Annotated in this window: 16 protein-coding genes and 1 pseudogene; 14 read left to right on the top strand and 3 right to left on the bottom strand. The window is 38.8% G+C overall.

The annotated features are described in order from the left end of the window. Positions 1-14 precede the first annotated feature (14 nt). Positions 15-1,529, top strand: a complete 1,515-nt coding sequence (dnaB, locus tag M2135_RS10675; protein WP_280748492.1) for a replicative DNA helicase — start codon at positions 15-17, stop codon at positions 1,527-1,529. A gap of 56 nt (positions 1,530-1,585) precedes the next feature. Further along, complete coding sequence (locus tag M2135_RS10670; RefSeq protein WP_280748491.1) at positions 1,586-2,557, top strand: DMT family transporter; 972 nt, start codon at positions 1,586-1,588, stop codon at positions 2,555-2,557. A 28-nt stretch (positions 2,558-2,585) separates the two neighbouring features. Here M2135_RS10670 and M2135_RS10665 read toward each other — a convergent pair whose 3' ends face one another. Beyond that, complete coding sequence (locus M2135_RS10665; protein WP_280748490.1) at positions 2,586-3,860, bottom strand: DUF5103 domain-containing protein; 1,275 nt, start codon at positions 3,858-3,860, stop codon at positions 2,586-2,588. Between the two features lie 206 nt (positions 3,861-4,066). Here M2135_RS10665 and M2135_RS10660 point away from each other — a divergent pair, with 206 nt between their 5' ends. From M2135_RS10660 to nqrF, 6 genes are read left to right on the top strand one after another with little or no spacing between them, the layout of a single operon-like run. Next, complete coding sequence (locus M2135_RS10660; protein ID WP_280748545.1) at positions 4,067-5,440, top strand: Na(+)-translocating NADH-quinone reductase subunit A; 1,374 nt, start codon at positions 4,067-4,069, stop codon at positions 5,438-5,440. 22 nt (positions 5,441-5,462) lie between these two features. Continuing rightward, positions 5,463-6,665 carry an NADH:ubiquinone reductase (Na(+)-transporting) subunit B gene (locus M2135_RS10655; RefSeq protein ID WP_280748489.1) on the top strand — a complete coding sequence of 401 codons (1,203 nt, stop codon included), beginning with the start codon at positions 5,463-5,465 and terminating at the stop codon, positions 6,663-6,665. Positions 6,666-6,683: 18 nt separating this feature from the next. Continuing rightward, positions 6,684-7,367: an NADH:ubiquinone reductase (Na(+)-transporting) subunit C gene (gene nqrC / locus M2135_RS10650; protein ID WP_280748488.1), complete on the top strand. Its 684-nt coding sequence runs from the start codon at positions 6,684-6,686 to the stop codon at positions 7,365-7,367. Positions 7,368-7,371: 4 nt separating this feature from the next. Beyond that, positions 7,372-8,001: an NADH:ubiquinone reductase (Na(+)-transporting) subunit D gene (locus tag M2135_RS10645; RefSeq protein ID WP_280748487.1), complete on the top strand. Its 630-nt coding sequence runs from the start codon at positions 7,372-7,374 to the stop codon at positions 7,999-8,001. 27 nt (positions 8,002-8,028) lie between these two features. Continuing rightward, positions 8,029-8,646, top strand: coding sequence for an NADH:ubiquinone reductase (Na(+)-transporting) subunit E (gene nqrE / locus M2135_RS10640; protein ID WP_280748486.1), 618 nt, complete (start codon positions 8,029-8,031; stop codon positions 8,644-8,646). Positions 8,647-8,671: 25 nt separating this feature from the next. After that, positions 8,672-9,931, top strand: a complete 1,260-nt coding sequence (gene nqrF / locus M2135_RS10635) for an NADH:ubiquinone reductase (Na(+)-transporting) subunit F (RefSeq protein WP_280748485.1) — start codon at positions 8,672-8,674, stop codon at positions 9,929-9,931. 534 nt (positions 9,932-10,465) lie between these two features. On the opposite strand, the gene M2135_RS10630 is transcribed toward nqrF, so the two are convergent. After that, on the bottom strand, positions 10,466-10,930 hold the full coding sequence (locus tag M2135_RS10630) for a type I restriction enzyme HsdR N-terminal domain-containing protein (RefSeq protein WP_280748484.1): 465 nt from the start codon (positions 10,928-10,930) through the stop codon (positions 10,466-10,468). 80 nt (positions 10,931-11,010) lie between these two features. Here M2135_RS10630 and M2135_RS10625 point away from each other — a divergent pair, with 80 nt between their 5' ends. The 6 genes from M2135_RS10625 to purU all read left to right on the top strand — a co-directional run bounded on the left by M2135_RS10625 (position 11,011) and on the right by purU (position 17,089). Continuing rightward, entirely contained in the window at positions 11,011-11,787 is a 777-nt protein-coding gene (locus M2135_RS10625; protein WP_280748483.1) for an AMP nucleosidase, read from the top strand. A gap of 8 nt (positions 11,788-11,795) precedes the next feature. Continuing rightward, positions 11,796-12,818 carry a DNA polymerase III subunit delta gene (gene holA / locus M2135_RS10620; RefSeq protein ID WP_280748482.1) on the top strand — a complete coding sequence of 341 codons (1,023 nt, stop codon included), beginning with the start codon at positions 11,796-11,798 and terminating at the stop codon, positions 12,816-12,818. A 1,108-nt stretch (positions 12,819-13,926) separates the two neighbouring features. Continuing rightward, complete coding sequence (locus tag M2135_RS10615; RefSeq protein WP_280748481.1) at positions 13,927-14,379, top strand: helix-turn-helix transcriptional regulator; 453 nt, start codon at positions 13,927-13,929, stop codon at positions 14,377-14,379. 54 nt (positions 14,380-14,433) lie between these two features. After that, positions 14,434-15,213: a dihydroorotate dehydrogenase electron transfer subunit gene (locus tag M2135_RS10610; RefSeq protein WP_280748480.1), complete on the top strand. Its 780-nt coding sequence runs from the start codon at positions 14,434-14,436 to the stop codon at positions 15,211-15,213. Next, on the top strand, positions 15,201-16,112 hold the full coding sequence (locus M2135_RS10605) for a dihydroorotate dehydrogenase (RefSeq protein WP_280748479.1): 912 nt from the start codon (positions 15,201-15,203) through the stop codon (positions 16,110-16,112). The genes M2135_RS10610 and M2135_RS10605 overlap by 13 nt, the downstream gene beginning before the upstream one ends. A gap of 122 nt (positions 16,113-16,234) precedes the next feature. Next, entirely contained in the window at positions 16,235-17,089 is an 855-nt protein-coding gene (gene purU / locus M2135_RS10600) for a formyltetrahydrofolate deformylase (protein ID WP_280748478.1), read from the top strand. 7 nt (positions 17,090-17,096) lie between these two features. Here purU and M2135_RS10595 read toward each other — a convergent pair. Continuing rightward, a pseudogene (locus tag M2135_RS10595) lies at positions 17,097-17,862 on the bottom strand (exodeoxyribonuclease III). Between the last annotated feature and the right edge of the window lie 116 nt (positions 17,863-17,978).

The raw sequence follows: 17,978 nt of genomic DNA, 5'->3' as shown, positions 1-17,978 counted from the left end.
AAATAAAATACGACATGGCTGAAAGAGCAAAAAATACCGGAAAAAGTAAACAAAGAGCAATTGTTGTTCCTGACATGGGGCGTTTACAGCCTCAGGCTCGTGAGTTGGAAGAAGCTGTTCTCGGTGCATTAATGTTGGAAAAAGATGCATATTCTATTGTTAGTGAATTGCTGAAACCGGAATGTTTTTATGAAAAGGCGCATGAAATGATTTATGGCGCCATCGTTGATTTGGCTGTAAGTCAGCGACCGATTGATATGTTGACGGTTACCGAGCAGTTGAAAAAACGAGGCGAACTGGATGCTGTTGGTGGACCGTTTTATATCTCACAATTAACCAGTAGAGTAGCTAGTAGCGCTCATATTGAATATCATGCCCGTATTATTGCACAGAAATATTTAGCACGTGAATTGATCTCTTTTACGGCGTTGGTTCAGAATAAAGCGTTTGATGAAACGATTGATGTTGATGATTTGATGCAGGAAGCAGAAGGGAAGCTGTTCGAGATCTCTCAACGGAACGTTAAAAAAGATGTGACTCAAATCAATCCGGTGATTAAAGATGCTATTGAACTGTTGGAGAAGGCGGCAAATCAAAAAGAAGGGTTGAGTGGTTTGCGTACCGGATTTACGGCATTAGATAAAATTACGTCGGGCTGGCAGAATTCCGATTTGGTGATTATAGCTGCTCGTCCGGCGATGGGGAAAACGGCTTTTGTGCTTTCAATGGCTAAGAGTATGGCTGTAAACCATAATATACCGGTGGCCTTATTCTCATTGGAGATGAGCAATGTGCAGTTGGTTAATCGTTTGATCGTGAATGTGTGTGAACTTCCCGGTGAGAAGATTAAAAGTGGGAGATTGGAAAAATATGAATGGGAACAGTTAAATTTCAAGCTGAAAGACCTCTATGATGCGCCTATTTTTGTAGATGATACTCCCAGTTTGTCAGTCTTTGAATTACGGACAAAGGCGCGTCGGTTGGTGCGTGAGCATGGTATCAAATGTATTATTATCGACTATTTACAGTTGATGAATGCTAGTGGGATGACTTTTGGTAGCCGTGAACAAGAGGTAAGTACAATTTCTCGCTCTTTAAAAGGGTTAGCTAAAGAATTAAATATACCTATTATTGCTTTGTCGCAGTTGAATCGTGGGGTGGAGAGTCGCCAGGGGGTAGAGGGTAAGCGTCCTCAATTGGCCGATTTGCGTGAATCAGGTGCAATTGAGCAGGATGCTGATATGGTTTGTTTTATCCATCGTCCGGAATATTATAAAATTACAGAGGATGAACGGGGAAACTCGTTGATCGGTTTGGCAGAAATTATCATTGCTAAACATCGTAACGGGGCGACGGGTGATGTCAGGCTGCGATTTAAAAATGAATATGCTAAATTTATGAATGTGGATGAAGATATTGCCATAAAAGAATTTTCTTCTGGTATGAATGCCGATGAACCAATGCCTCCTATCCCTCCGGCAGGAGTCGATTTTTTAAATGTGGAAAGTAGTAGTGAAGTGCCGTTTTAATCGATTAAAACGATGTTTGTTGTTGGTGCTACTCTATGTGTTCTAATATTTAAGAAATGACCTCTCTTCTGTTGATTCCCAATTCGGAAAATTACTTCGGAGAGATAATTTCTCTCTTTGTTGCTTTGTCGTGGACAATTACAGCTCTATGTTTTGAGGTTGCCGGAAAACGGATGGGATCGCTCTCTCTTAATATTATTCGTTTGGGGATGGCTATCATTATGCTTGGAATTACACTCTATTATTTCACAGGCGAAGTAGTTCCTTTAAATGCGGGTTCAAAAGCTTGGTTCTGGTTGGCGATATCCGGTTTTATAGGGTATGTTTTAGGTGATTATTGTCTGTTTAGTTCTTACATTTTAATAGGTTCCCGTTTTGGACAATTGTTTATGACCTTAGCACCTCCGTCAGCAGCCATAGCGGGTTTCTTTATATTGGGCGAACGCCTCAATGGGTATGCGGTGTTAGGTATGTTGGTGACTATGTTAGGAATCGCTCTTTCTATTTTTGGTAAAAAGGGAGTTGAATCAAATAAATGGAAAGTCAAACTGCCATTAAAAGGGATACTGTTTGGTGTTGGAGCAGGAGTAGGCCAGGGGGTAGGTTTGGTTTTTAGTAAACTGGGAATGACTTATTACTGGGAACAAATAGGTATGCAGGATACAATTGCTATGCAAATGATTCCTTTTGCTTCCACTCAGATACGGGCAATAGTCGGACTTGTTGGTTTTCTTTTTATTATGTCTTGGACCCGACAATGGAAGAATCTGATGCAATCGTTAAAAGATCAAAAAGCGATGGTTGCTACTTTGGGAGGTACTTTTTTTGGGCCATTCTTGGGAGTTTCTTTTTCATTAATGGCTGTCCAGTATACTGAAGCCGGGATTGCATCGACATTAATGGCGCTTACTCCTATAATCATATTAGCTCCTGCCTATTTCATTCTTAACCAAAAAATTACAGTTCGGGAGGTTATTGGCGCAATTATTAGTGTAATAGGGGTTTCGTTATTTTTTATTCCGGTTTAATGAGATTTCTTTTTGTTTTACAGCTGTTCTAATAAAATAATTTAGTACTACTGTTGATGGTTTGAACGCCTATCAAACGATCATAGCGGTCGCGCATTGAATGGTAGTAAACATAAATGATATATTCGTTTTCCGATTCAGAATAATCTCCTTCGAAGGGGGCAGTTAATCCGGTGTTCGTCTTGTCGGGAACAAACAAGTATTGGTAGTTGTAAATACCTTGTTTGATTAATGCTATTTTTTCATAACATCCTGTTTGCGCATTGTAAGTCATTTGGCTCTGTTCGTTCAGTATGTTATTGTATATATCGCTGCATAAATAAACGTTTCCATCGTTAATTTTGTGACTTTCTAATGCAAAGTGAACAACGTTGTAATCTGCTTCGGTATCTGGATTATTGCAGTTGTTACAATTGATAAAAAAACGTCCGTTCTGATCCTGATCGTATTGATAGCTACCATTTGCTCTTGATTGGTCAATCGCTAATTCGACATGATAATAAGGATTGTGGAATGACATATTTTCGACATGTAGTCCATTGTATCGGTTATTCAGAAATTCCATTCGACGATATTCGTTTCCTGCATGAAAAATCAACTCACGCATATTGGAATATTCGATTTCATTGGCTCTGATATTCATCGGGTTTATGATGTTGACACTGTTGTCACGGCGATTATTTTGATAGACCCAGATTTTCAGATCATTTTGCGGATTGGTAATGGGGAAATTCTTATGGTTGATAACAAAACTTACCTGTTGATGGGAGCGATTGGTGTCTATATTGGTGTTTCCACTTACTGCAGCAGAAAGACTTATCATAGGCTCTACTATAGAAAAACAAGCTGTCAAGACAATTTCAGAAGGATTATCTTCATTATAAACCTGTACGGCATAATTGCCGGACACTTTCAGTTGCATCTCTTCGTTGGGTAATAACAACCTGTAATTCGTATATTGGACAGTCGTACCCATTGAATTGGCAAAATCTTCAATCGGTTGATTCTGAAAACCATTCAAATATTCGATGGGAGAGAGCATCGATTTACTCCAATCAGCATTACAATGAATGATAGAATAAGCATAACGTGTATAACCTGAGGTTAATGCATCAAAATTGATTTCAATCTGCTTCTGATTATTTATCTCAATATACGGATGAGAAATCATTTCGTCTTCAACTCTAACTTGTAGGCTTTTGATCAGTTTGTTGCTGATGGTGGTATAATATGTTTCCTGCGCATAAACAGAACAGGCAAAAAACAAACAGAAAATAGTTATGTATTTCGCTAAAGTGCTCATTTTCTTTACTCTTTTATTGATTCGACAAAATTATGGATTTTTTTCTTTAATTATTTGTTATCTTCTGCTTTAAAGCATAAAAAAATGTTTACTTTTGCGGGAAATTACACAAAACAACGTTTGAAGTAACGAGAGTAGAATCCAAGCTTGCTTGGATTATGTCGAGTTATGCCAAACGACTAATTTTAATGAATTTTAGTTGTATCATGGCAAATGTGATTAAGATTAAAAAAGGTTTAGACATTAATCTGAAAGGTAAGCCTTCGGATGTACTGTTAGCCGGGAAAAAAAGCGTTACGTATGCGATTGTTCCCGACAACTATAACGGTATTATTCCTAAAGTTGTTGCCAAAGCAGGTGATAAGGTCAAAGCCGGTTCCGTTCTGATGTACGATAAAAATCGCCCGGAAATCAAATTTGTTTCCCCAGTCAGTGGTGAGGTTCTTGCCGTAAACCGTGGAGCGAAGCGTAAAGTACTTAGTATTGAAGTACAGGCAGATGCGGAGGTCGAGTATGTAGAGTTCGGAAAAAAAAATGTATCTTCCCTAAAAGCGGAAGAAATCAAGGAAGCAATCCTGGAGGCTGGGTTATGGCCATCTGTCAGACAACGTCCGTATGATATTGTCGCTACACCGGGGGATGCACCTCGTGATATTTTTGTGTCGGCATTCTATTCGGCGCCTTTGGCTCCTAATTTTGATTTTATCTTGCGGGGGCAGGAGGTTGATTTTCAGACAGGGTTGGACGCTTTAGCTAAATTAACTTCAGGTAAAGTCTATGTCGGAGTGCGCAAAGGTTCGAATGTAAGTCCGAAAGGCGTAGAACTGATAGAGGTTGAAGGCCCTCATCCGGCAGCCAACGTAGGTGTACAAATTAATTACATTAAGCCAATCAACAAAGGTGAAATCGTTTGGGTAGTAAATCCAGATGAAGTCATAATGATAGGCCGCTTATTTAATAAAGGTATTGCCGACTTCAGCCGTATGGTAGTTTTAACAGGTTCAGAGATCTCAGAAAAAGGATATGTAGAGACAATAGCTGGTTGTTCCATCAAAAGTCTTGTAGACGGAAGAGTACAGCAATCCAATTTTCAGAATGGATTTCAAGGATTATCTGATACGCGTATAATTAGCGGAAATGTTTTATCGGGCACCAAAGTTGACCGGGACGGTTACTTAGGTGCTTATGATAATCAGATCACTGTAATTCCGGAAGGAGAAGATGTATATGAACTGTTTGGTTGGATTATGCCGCGCTTCAATGATTTTAGTGTTAGCCGAACCTATTTCAGTTGGCTGATGGGTAAAAAGAAAGAATATACAATAGATGCTCGTATCAAGGGAGGAAAACGTGCGATGATTATGTCGAATGAATATGATCAGGTATTCCCGATGAACATCTTGCCGGAATATTTATTGAAGGCTATTATCGCTTTTGATATCGATAAAATGGAAAATCTCGGCATCTATGAAGTTGCACCGGAAGACTTTGCCTTATGCGAGTTTGTGGATACTTCCAAGATTGAAATCCAAAAGATCGTTCGTGACGGGTTGGATTTGTTGTATAAAGAAATGAATTAATAACATTAAAATTTAGAATACATTGAAAGCGTTAAGGAATTATCTCGACAAGATTAAGCCCAACTTTGAGGAAGGCGGAAAGCTGGCGATGTTCCGTTCTGTGTTCGACGGGTTCGAAACATTTTTGTTTGTTCCGAATGAGACTTCGAAATCAGGCGTACATATTCATGACAGTATAGATTCAAAGCGAACGATGACTATTGTGATCATCGCTTTGATACCGGCTTTACTTTTTGGTATGTACAATACCGGATATCAGCATAATCTGGCGATCGGTGCAAATCCAGGGTTCTGGATGACTTTTATTTATGGTTTTTTGGCCGTATTGCCTAAAATCATTGTTTCATATGTCGTAGGGTTGGGCATCGAATTTGTCGTAGCTCAATGGAAAAATGAAGAGATACAGGAAGGTTTTCTGGTTTCCGGAATTCTTATTCCTATGATCGTTCCTATCGACACTCCTCTTTGGATGATAGCTGTTGCAACAGCATTTGCCGTAGTTTTTGCTAAAGAGGTATTTGGCGGAACAGGATACAATATATTTAATGTGGCATTAGTTACACGTGCGTTCCTGTTTTTTGCTTATCCGGCTGCGATGTCGGGAGATTCAATCTGGGTACGTACAGCAGACACCTTTGGTCTTGGAGCAGGACAGACTGTAGATGCTTATTCAGGAGCAACTCCGTTAGGTCAGATCGGTATTGCCGGAAAGGAATTAATCGATTCATTTCAAACGGTTGATATCTTAGGAAATCCATTGACCACATGGGATTATTTCATTGGTTTGATCCCTGGCTCTATTGGTGAAACATCTGTTTTAGCCATTTTGATAGGAGCAGCAATACTTCTTTTTACCAAAATTGCCAGCTGGAAAACGATGTTTTCCGTATTTGTTGGTGGTGCTTTTGTGGCGGCGATCTTTAATCTGGTTGGCACTACAGTAGCTATGACCGTATCACCTGTTGATCATTTGTTTTTGGGAGGTTTTGCTTTTGGAGCCGTCTTTATGGCTACCGACCCGGTTACTTCTGCACGAACAGAAACAGGTAAATATATCTATGGTTTCTTAGTCGGCGCAATGGCTATTCTTATCAGAGCATTAAACCCAGGTTATCCGGAAGGTATGATGCTTGCAATCTTACTGATGAATACATTTGCTCCGCTGATCGACTATTATGTCGTGGAAGGAAATATTAACCGTCGTTTGAAAAGAGCAGTCAAATAACTTATAAGAAGTCGAATTATGAATAGAGATAGTAATACATATACTGTAATCTACGCTTCTGTCATGGTTGTGTTGGTGGCTGTTCTGTTAGCCTTTACTTCACAGTCGCTGAGAGAGTTTCAGAAGAAGAATGAAGATAATGATAAACGCCAACAGATTTTACGGTCTATAAATATAGAAGCAAAAGCGGATGTGGCTGAATCGAAGTATAATGAGTTGATCAAAGAAGCTTTTTTGGTCAATGATAAAGGTGAAAAAGTGGAAGGTGACGCTTTTGCCGCTGATGTTGTAAAGGCTTTCGCTGCAAATCAATATCCTGTATTTGTAGCCAATGTCGATGGACAGACCAAATACATTATGGCTTTGCAGGGTGCCGGACTTTGGGGGCCGCTTTGGGGATATATCTCATTGAATGATGATAAAAACACGGTATTTGGAGCTGACTTCAGCCATGCCGGTGAAACTCCTGGTTTAGGTGCTGAAATTACCACTAAATCTTTTAGCGGCCAGTTTGCCGGTAAGAAGGTTTTCATGAACAATGAGTTTAAATCCATTGCTGTAGTAAAACCGGGTAAAAGCGCCGTAGGTCAAGATTATGTCGATGGAATTTCCGGAGGTACAATTACCAGCCAGGGAGTCGATGTGATGATCTCTGGTAGCTTGAGTGGTTATCTTCAATTTTTAAACTCTAAAAACCAATAAGAAGATGGGATTATTATCAAATAAGAATAAAGAAGTATTGTTTAGCCCGATAAGCAAGAACAATCCGGTAATCGTACAGATGCTCGGTATTTGTTCGGCGCTGGCTGTAACATCCAAGTTGGAGCCGTCTATTGTCATGGGACTTTCGGTAACGGCTGTCATTGCATTTGCCAATGTGATTATCTCATTGCTTCGTAATACGATTCCTAATCGTATCCGTATTATTGTTCAGTTGGTGGTGGTTGCTGCATTGGTGACGATTGTGAGTGAAGTGTTGAAAGCATTTGCCTATGATGTCAACAAACAGCTTTCGGTGTTTGTCGGTTTGATTATCACAAACTGTATCTTGATGGGACGTTTGGAAGCCTTTGCTTTGGGTAATGGTCCTTGGGAATCATTCCTGGATGGTATAGGAAACGGACTTGGGTATGGAGTGATCCTGGTCATTGTCGGTTTCTTCCGCGAGTTATTGGGATCTGGGACTTTATTAGGTTTTCAGGTTATCCCACAAGGATTCTATGAGTTTGGATATGTGAATAATGGGTTGATGATTCTGCCTCCGATGGCGCTTATTGTCGTAGCGGTCATTATCTGGGTTCACAGGGCCAAGAATAAGGAACTTCAGGAAAATTAATGTTGAATCAATAAAAAAGAAAATAGAATGGAAGAGATGTTAAGCACATTCGTACGGTCGATTTTTGTTGAAAACATGATTTTCGCATACTACTTGGGTATGTGTTCTTATCTGGCTGTTTCCAAAAATGTAAAGACTGCGTTAGGTTTAGGTATTGCTGTTACATTTATTTTAGTTTGTACGCTGCCTATCAATTATATGCTTGAAAATTACGTATTGAAAGAAGGAGCGCTTAGTTGGTTAGGGGCTGAATATGCCACTGTCGATTTGAGCTTCTTGTCATTGATCATATTTATTGCCATTATTGCCTCCTTTGTGCAATTGGTGGAGATGATCGTGGAAAAGTTTGCTCCGGCACTGTACGCTTCTTTAGGTATCTTTTTACCTCTGATAGCTGTAAACTGCGCTATTTTAGGGGGGTCTCTGTTTATGCAACAAAAAGCGTTTGCTAATGCGGGCATTGCTACTGTGTATGGTTTAGGATCGGGTATTGGTTGGATTTTAGCCATTGTAGGTATGGCTGCTATCCGTGAAAAATTAGCTTATTCGGATATTCCCAAACCATTGAAAGGATTAGGTATTACATTTATCATTACCGGTTTGATGGGTATTGGATTTATGTGCTTCTCCGGTCTAAACATTTAATATTAACGCATAAACAACAAAAAAGATGATTATATTGATGTCAGGCGGATTAACAATTATGGCCGGAGCGGTGATATTCCTTGTAATAACACTGATTTTGGTAGGAGCCTTGTTGTTCGCTAAAGCAAAGTTGATACCATCCGGAAATATAAAGATGGTGGTTAATGGGGAAAAAGAATTTGAAGTACCGATGGGAGGTACGGTTCTGGGTACACTTCAGAGTCAGGGTATCTTTCTTTCGTCAGCCTGTGGTGGTGGCGGTAGCTGTGGTCAGTGTCGTTGCCAGATTCCTGAAGGGGGAGGTAATATTCTTCCGACAGAGGTTGGCTTTTTCTCTCGTAAACAGATTAAGGATAACTGGCGCTTAGGGTGTCAGACCAAGGTTAAGGAAGATATTAAGGTGCAGGTGCCGGAAGAGGTCTTTGGGGTAAAAGAGTGGGAGTGTACTGTTGTTTCCAACAAGAATGTTGCTTCATTTATCAAAGAATTTACGGTAAGACTTCCGGAAGGTGAAGTGATGAATTTCCAGCCGGGTAGCTACGCTCAGATCAATATTCCTAAGTATAACCTGAAGTTCACCGAATTTGATGTCGATGACCGTTTCAGACCGGAATGGGACAAATTCAAAATGTGGGATCTGGCTTGTAAGAACGATGAAGAAACAGTTCGTGCCTATTCCATGGCGAATTATCCAGCCGAAGGGAATATTATCACATTGAATGTACGTATTGCAACTCCTCCGTTTGATCGGAATAAAGGAGGTTGGATGGATGTAAAACCAGGTATTGGCTCTTCATACATCTTCAACTTAAAACCAGGCGACAAGGTTATGATGTCTGGACCTTACGGAGACTTCCACATTCTGGATACCAAGCGTGAAATGTTGTATATCGGTGGTGGTGCCGGTATGGCTCCATTGCGTGCGCATTTGTTACACTTATTTAAAACATTGAAAACAACAGATCGCAAGGTCTCTTATTGGTATGGAGCTCGTTCGAAAGCTGAAATTTTCTATGAAGAAGATTTCCGTGCGATTGAAAAAGAATTCCCGAACTTTACGTTCCATATTGCCTTGTCGGAACCACGTCCGGAAGATAACTGGACAGGTCCTGTAGGATTTATTCACCAGGTGATTCATGATAATTACCTGAAAGATCACAGTGATCCTGAAGATATTGAATACTACATGTGTGGTCCGGGTCCGATGGCAAAAGCTGTAGAAGGCATGCTGGATAGTCTGGGTGTACCTCGTGAGATGTTACATTTTGACGATTTCGGAGCATAAAACATAATTGAAAAGGGAAAGTTTTTTCTTTCCCTTTTCTTTTTTAATGCATGGATTAATTTTCTAGTATTCAGATGTAATAACGCTCTACTTTTCACGTTTAATATGTGAAGATTAAAAATATACCTTTAGTTTCTAAAATATTCTATACAATCCATGCAGCATTTTATATAGATATTTCATCTTATTAATAGTATTCATGAAAATAAACCTAAAATGAAGCCTTTGATTTTATCTTTTTTCGCTGTGATTCTTTTTTATTCGATTTTTTTGGATAAAAACGAACAAACGCAGCAAACTACCATTGAACCTATACCACCCACTCAAGCCAAACAAATGAAATCTTCAGACCTTCAACCCAATACAGACTCTCTTTATTTCTATGCCAATAAGAGACATTCACTATATTAACAACCTCATATTCTCGATCAATTCGTTGTTTTTTATTCTATTTATAGTGAACCAAGGCCTAAGTTGTCTAAACCCAAAACCGGTTTTCGCACTGGAGTTGGAAACTTAAAGACAATCCATCCTTTAAAAATCAGGACTGTTTAATTCGGTATAGTGGGGTATATCCGATAAAAAAGAATAAGACTGTTTTTCAAAATCAATTTTACAGCATATATGTTCAAGTCCGTTACTCACGATCAGATAACGAACCTGCAGCACCCTATTATATCTTGCAATCTGTTCAAAAACAGCTTGGTTTATGGTTACATGAGGTGCTTTATATTCTAAAATCATTAGAGGTTTTAAAAAAGAGTTGTACACAACCGTGTCACAACGTTTGGTGGTGCGGTTTAAGTGAATTGTTATTTCATTGCCTACAAAGCCGGCCGGATATCCTTTACTGTTTATCAGATAGTGCACAAAATGTTGCCTGACCCATTCTTCCGGAGTCAATCTAATATATTTGAGGCGTATCGGATCAAAAATCAATCGCTTACCATTTTTCTCAATGACTTTCGGTGCATAAGGAGGTAGGTTTAACGAGAGCATTGTGTATATTTGTTGTGTAAAAAAATTATTGCTTAAACTATCCGACTATTGACAGATCGATGATCCAAAGGTAATTATTTATGAAAACAAAACAAGAAATTGTCGAAAATTGGCTGCCTAGATATACCGAACGCAAACTGGAAGAGTTCACGGAGTATATTTTGCTGACCAATTTCACCAAATATGTAGAACTCTTTTCGGAACATTTTCAGGTACCTATCCTAGGGCTTAAAAGTTCAATGCCGAATGCATCGGCCAATGGTATTACAATCATTAATTTTGGAATGGGTAGTGCCAATGCTGCGACTATAATGGATTTGCTCTCGGCTATCAAACCGAAGGCTGTCTTGTTTCTTGGAAAATGCGGCGGTATAAAAAAAGTAAACAACTTGGGTGATTATGTAATGCCCATCGCTGCTATCCGTGGTGAAGGGACATCAAATGAATATCTTCCTCCCGAAGTACCCTCTTTACCCGCTTTTTCTATGTTAAGGGCGATTTCATCGGCTATTCGGGATAACGGGAAGGATTATTGGACAGGTACGATTTATACCACCAACCGGCGTGTGTGGGAATATGATACCCATTTTAAAGAGTATCTGGAAAAGACGCATGCAACAGGTGTTGATATGGAAACCGCCACTTTATTTACGGCCGGTTTTGCGAACAAAATTCCTACCGGCGCCTTATTGATGATTTCAGATAAGCCACTGGAAGAAGATGGAGTCAAAACAGAGAAAAGCGACAAAATGGTCACACAGATGTTTGCGCACGAGCATGTCATGTTTGGCGTTGAAACACTTCGACAAATTATTGATGAAAAGAAAACAATTCAGCATATCCGTTTTAGCTGGTAAACATACAGATGGCAAAGAAAACGTATACATTTGAAGAGATATGCCGGGATATCCGGGGAAGAAATTTTCAGCCGGTCTATGTGTTAATGGGCGAAGAGCCCTTTTTCATGGATCAGATTACAGAGTTGTTATTGAAAGATGTGTTAACTGAAGAGGAAAAGGATTACAATCAACTCATTTTTTATGGTGCCGATACCGATGTGGTGACTATAATCAACGCTGCCCGTCGTTTTCCTATGATGTCGGAATATCAACTTGTTGTAGTCAGGGAAGCACAGATGATCCGCAATATAGAAATGTTGACTAACTATGTGAAAAACCCGCTGAAATCGACTATTCTTGTCATCAATTATAAATATAAGACGCTCGATAGACGAAAAGCTTTAATATCAGCCGTAGAAGCCAATGGTGTTTTATTTGAATCACAAAAAATAAAGGATTATAAGATGCCGGGATTTATCGTTTCTTTTATGCAGGAGCGATCCATTGGCATTGATGCAAAAGGAGCACAAATGCTTTCGGACTATCTGGGTAACGATTTAAGCCGGTTGAATCAGGAGTTGGAAAAATTGGTTTTGGTCTTGCCCGAAAACGGTCCGAAACGTGTTACTCCGGAGTTGATAGAACAGAATATCGGATTAAGTAAAGAATACAATAACTTCGAACTTCTAAAGGCTCTTTCTCTTAAAGATATTCTTAAGGCAAATCGGATTGCCCAGTACTTTGAAAAGAACCCTAAAAACAATCCGATTCAGATGACCCTTCCTGTATTATTTAACTATTTTTCTAACCTGTTGATTTGCTATTATTCGAAAGATAAATCTGAAAATGGGATCATGGCAGCTTTAGGTCTTCGCAACAGTTTTCAGGCAAAAGATTATCTTTTCGGATTGAAGAATTATTCGGCCATGAAAGTTTTTCAATTGATCGGAGATATCCGGATCACCGATGCGCGTTCAAAAGGAGTTGACAATTCCTCCGTCAGTGATGCTGATTTATTGAAAGAACTTTTGTATAAAATCCTACATTGAAAATGATGGCTTCAAGTGAAAATCTTGGGGCACATATATACTATCCATATTCATCCGAATAAACAGTCCATTTTTTCGAAATACCCAACTACAATTTACGACCATTTCTAAGCACTTTTTGCTTTTTCTGGTCGTTTTTCTGTTTTTGCTCTAATTCAAGAAAAAAGCAACTTTACAAAAGCAGTTTTATTGTTTAATTATCAATTCATTAAACCCTAATTAATGCGTCTGAGATTTTAATATTTAAATTGAATCGCCTCTTTGTACGTAAAAATGGCAACAATTCGAAGTTTTATGATCCCAATGGATAGAAGGGGATATTAGGAAGATAATAATAAATGTATATGAACACTTTTTTGTTAGAGGTACGTCTAAAATATTTTACACGTACCTCTAAATTTGTTTACACCTACCTCTAAATAAATTTAGACGTACCTCTAACAGAAAATACATTCAGACAATCGTAGCATTCGTTCTGTATTCTCTCAGAAAACCTTTTAGTTCATATAATAAAATGTATAGATAATATATGACATTATGTCATGCGATGAGAAGTGATTCAAAGTAGGAGGGAGAGTATGTTTATTTTTGTAGACTATAAAAGGATTGTTTTTCAGGGATACATATGTAAATAATTACATATGTGTAGTGATTTGTCGTATGAGTGCATTTGTATACAAATATAAATGATTACAAAAATAATCAGATTACAAAAGTAATATATTATATACTGTATATAGTTGTATTTTAGAATAAATGGTTGTATACCAGTAGTATAATCGTGTGTTTTAAAGTAAAAGGTGAATATAGATGCTAATTCCAGATCGTTTTGTAAACTATACTGTATTACCCATATAAATCTAGTATATATATGAATGTATGCAAGTCAATTATTCCTATTTGTTTAAGTTTTTATTTAACCTTTATTTCGTGCGTTTACATCCGTAAAATACTAATGTAAATTATAAATTGTTACATTTGTATCTGTTTATTGTTATAAAAATAAATTGCACAATTGGATATTATTGTTTATATTTGTACTCATTTAGATTTACAGAAGGAACACAGTCAAAATGTCATAATATCAGATTATATAATTCTTATTTCTATGTTAGACCGGATAAAAAAAATTATGGAGAAAGAGAACCTCTCTCCCTCTAAATTTGCAGAAGCGATCGGCATTCAGCGATCAGCCATGTCGCATATTTTATCAGAGCGTAATAAACCTAGTCTTGAGGTGATTACGAAAATATTGGATCGGTTCACTTATGTAAATCCTGCCTGGATGCTTTCTGGCAAAGGTGAGATGTTTACAACTATTTCCTCTTCCAGAGAGCCGGATTTGTTTTCAAATACGCTAATAAAACCGAATATAGATACCAATCTACCGGAAAATCGCAAAGAAATCGAGGTTAAACTACCACAAAACACGATTCAACAGCCAGTAAAAGAGCAAATTGTATATAAAGAGTCGCCAGCTAAGCGAATTACTAAAATAATGGTCTTTTATTCGGATGATACGTTCGATACTTTTACATCGGAGAAAAATAAGAAGGACTAATCATTAAATCCACCTTATTCATGTATCTTTGTATGTAAATTGAGTGAAAGATATATGAAGAAGTACATAATGGATATGAAAGTTACGGATAATATCCGTCTTCATACAAATTACTGTCTGCTAAAACTAACCTCAGATCAACAGTTGCCGGATATGCTTCCCGGGCAATTTGTCGAGGTTCGCGTAGATAATTCCCCTACCACTTTTCTGCGTCGCCCGATATCTATTAATTATGTGGATAAGTCAACGAATACTTTATGGCTGCTTATACAGATTATTGGAGATGGCACGCGTAGAATAGCTGACTATCAACCGAATGATGTTGTAAATGTTATTCTGCCTTTAGGCAATGGTTTCTCGTTGCCGACTCTGGTTTCGGAGAAACTGCTCTTGGTTGGCGGAGGTGTCGGTACGGCTCCTTTATTATATTGGGGGGCTGTATTAAAAGATAAAGGGTTTACTCCATCCTTTTTATTAGGTGCCCGTTCAAAAGATGATATTATGCAATTGGGTGATTTTCAGAAATTTGGGCAGGTGTATATCACTACAGAAGATGCTTCATTGGGCGAAAACGGGTATGTTACGGATCATAGTGTGTTAACTAATAACTCGTTTGACAGGATCTACACCTGTGGACCCAAGCCGATGATGATGGCTGTTGCCAGATATGCAGCTCAACAATCTATTTTTTGTGAAGCTTCTTTAGAAAACACAATGGCCTGTGGGATAGGCGCTTGCTTGTGTTGTGTGGAAAAAACAAAAAGAGGCCACCATGTATGTGTGTGCACGGAAGGGCCTGTATTTAATATCGATCAATTGTCATGGCAAAATTAAACGTAAATATAGGAGACTTATCGTTGAAAAACCCGGTAATGACTGCTTCCGGCACATTTGGGTATGGCATAGAATATGCTGATTTCATGGATATTAGCCGAATTGGTGGGATTATTGTAAAAGGGACGACTATTCAACCTCGTGAAGGCAACGATTATCCCCGTATGGCAGAAACACCGGCCGGCATGCTCAATGCGGTAGGCCTTCAGAACAAAGGAGCGGATTATTTTGCCGAACAGATCTATCCGGAAATCCAGAATATTGATACACATATGATAGTCAATGTTAGCGGATCTTCTGTAGAAACCTATGTTGAATGTGCCGAAAAAATCGCTTCGCTGGAAAAAATCCCGGCTATTGAACTGAACATTTCCTGTCCCAATGTGAAAAAGGGAGGTATGGCTTTTGGAGTTACTTGTAGTGGAGCAGCTGAAGTTGTGAGAGCAGTTCGCAAGGTTTATCCCAAGACCCTTATTGTAAAACTTTCTCCAAACGTAACCGATATAACGGAGATAGCCAAGGCGGTCGAAGCAGAAGGTGCAGATGCTGTTTCTTTAATCAATACGATGCTCGGAATGGCGATAAATATCCATAAACGAAAACCGAAATTATCTACAATAACTGGTGGGCTTTCCGGGCCATGTGTTAAGCCGGTTGCCCTGCGGATGGTATGGCAAACTTATAAGGCAGTAAACATACCCGTGATAGGGCTTGGGGGAATTTCAAGTTGGCAGGATGCGGTAGAGTTTATGTTGGCGGGTGCTACCGCTATTCAGATAGGAACCTCTAATTTTATTGATCCGACTATTGCCGTAAAAGTGATAGACGGACTCAATATGTATTGCGAGCAAAATGGGTTCAGTTCGGTTAGCGAATTGACCGGAGCCTTGCAGGTATAAAAAACACAGACTTACATTTTGTTGTGTATGCGGCTTTAATTTGAAACTTATTGCCGCATATTTTCTTTATTTTGTAATAAAACGTTATTTTTGCGACTTAAAATAGTTAAAGAACAAACTTTATGAGTACTGCAAAATTGTTATTACATTGTCCGGATATGCCGGGCATTTTGGCTGATGTAACAAGTTTTATCACTGTCAATAAAGGAAATATCGTTTATCTCGATCAATATGTCGATCATGTAGAGAATATATTCTTTATGCGTATTGAGTGGGAATTAAAAGATTTTTTTATTCCGAAAGAGAAGATTTTTGAATACTTTGATACATTGTATGCCCAGAAATATCAGATGAACTTCCGGTTGTATTTCTCTGATGATAAACCGCGAATGGCTATTTTCGTTTCAAAAATGTCGCACTGTATATATGATCTTTTATCGCGTTATACGGCAGGTGAATGGCATGTGGAAATTCCTTTAATTATAAGTAATCATCCCGATCTGGAAACTGTAGGGCGACGTTTTGACATACCCTATTATCATATACCGATCACCAAAGAGAACAAACAGGAGCAGGAACACAAAGAACTGGAATTACTGCGGCAGCATAAGGTTAATTTCATCGTATTGGCTCGTTATATGCAAGTTGTTTCGGAACAGATTATAGAAAAATATCCTAATCGTATCATCAATATTCACCATTCGTTTTTGCCGGCTTTTGTGGGAGCTAAACCTTATCATGCGGCATTTGAAAGAGGTGTAAAAATCATCGGAGCCACCAGCCATTATGTGACTTCTGAGTTGGATGCCGGTCCGATTATAGAACAGGATGTGGTTCGTATCACCCATAAAGATTCTACCAGCGAGTTGATCAATAAGGGGAAAGACCTGGAGAAAATAGTATTATCCCGTGCCGTACAAAAACATATTGAACGAAAAATACTGGCCTATAAGAATAAGACGGTGATATTCAGTTGAAATATGTTTAAACCGTCATTTTCAAAACAGCAGGGCAATGGTCGGAATGAACCACCTCATTCAGGATATAAGCTTCTGTTAGTTGAGACTTCAGAGGCATACTGGCCATACAGTAATCCAATCGCCAGCCTTTATTGTTGGCTCTGGCATTAAAACGGTAACTCCACCAGCTGTACGCTTTTTTATCCGGATTTAAAAGTCGAAAGGTGTCCAGGTATCCGGCAGCGAGAAAACGGGTCATCCAGGCTCTCTCTTCCGGAAGGAATCCGCTGTTTGTCGCATTTCTGACCGGATCGTGTATATCTATCGGTTCATGACAAATATTATAATCTCCGCAGATAACCAGTTTAGGTCGCTTTTTCTGTAATTCCACAATATAGGTCTGAAAATCCTCCAGCCACTCCATTTTAAAGGCTTGCCGTTCTTCACCGCTGGTTCCCGACGGGTGATAAACACTGATAACAGAAAGATCGCCAAAATCCGCACGAATGAATCGTCCTTCCTGATCATACTTTTCAATCCCCATGCCATACTCTACATGATCAGGCTTTTGACGGGAAAGGATAGCTACTCCGCTATACCCTTTTTTTTTGTGCGCACAAAAGAAAAGAGTGGTATCCAAGGGCATTAAATGTGTCCATGGGGTATTGTTCGGATTGTAGTTTAGTTTCCTGCAGACATAAAACGTCAGGTAATTCATTGGCTACCCATTGAGGAAAACCCTTATTGATGGCGGCTCTTAAGCCATTTACATTATATGTTATAATTTTCAACATCCGGACTGTTTTTAAGGTTTGCACTATTTTACAATCCAAAGGTATGACTTTTTCAAGAAACATACATGGTCTTGACTTTTTATGTAAGTTTGTGCTCCAATTAAGATAGTATG

The sequence above is a fragment of the Parabacteroides sp. PF5-9 genome, assembly GCF_029893105.1.
Lineage (GTDB): Bacteria > Bacteroidota > Bacteroidia > Bacteroidales > Tannerellaceae > JARXWG01.
The sequence above is the reverse complement of the archived record's forward strand: the minus strand, read 5'-3'. Positions and strand labels throughout refer to the sequence as shown.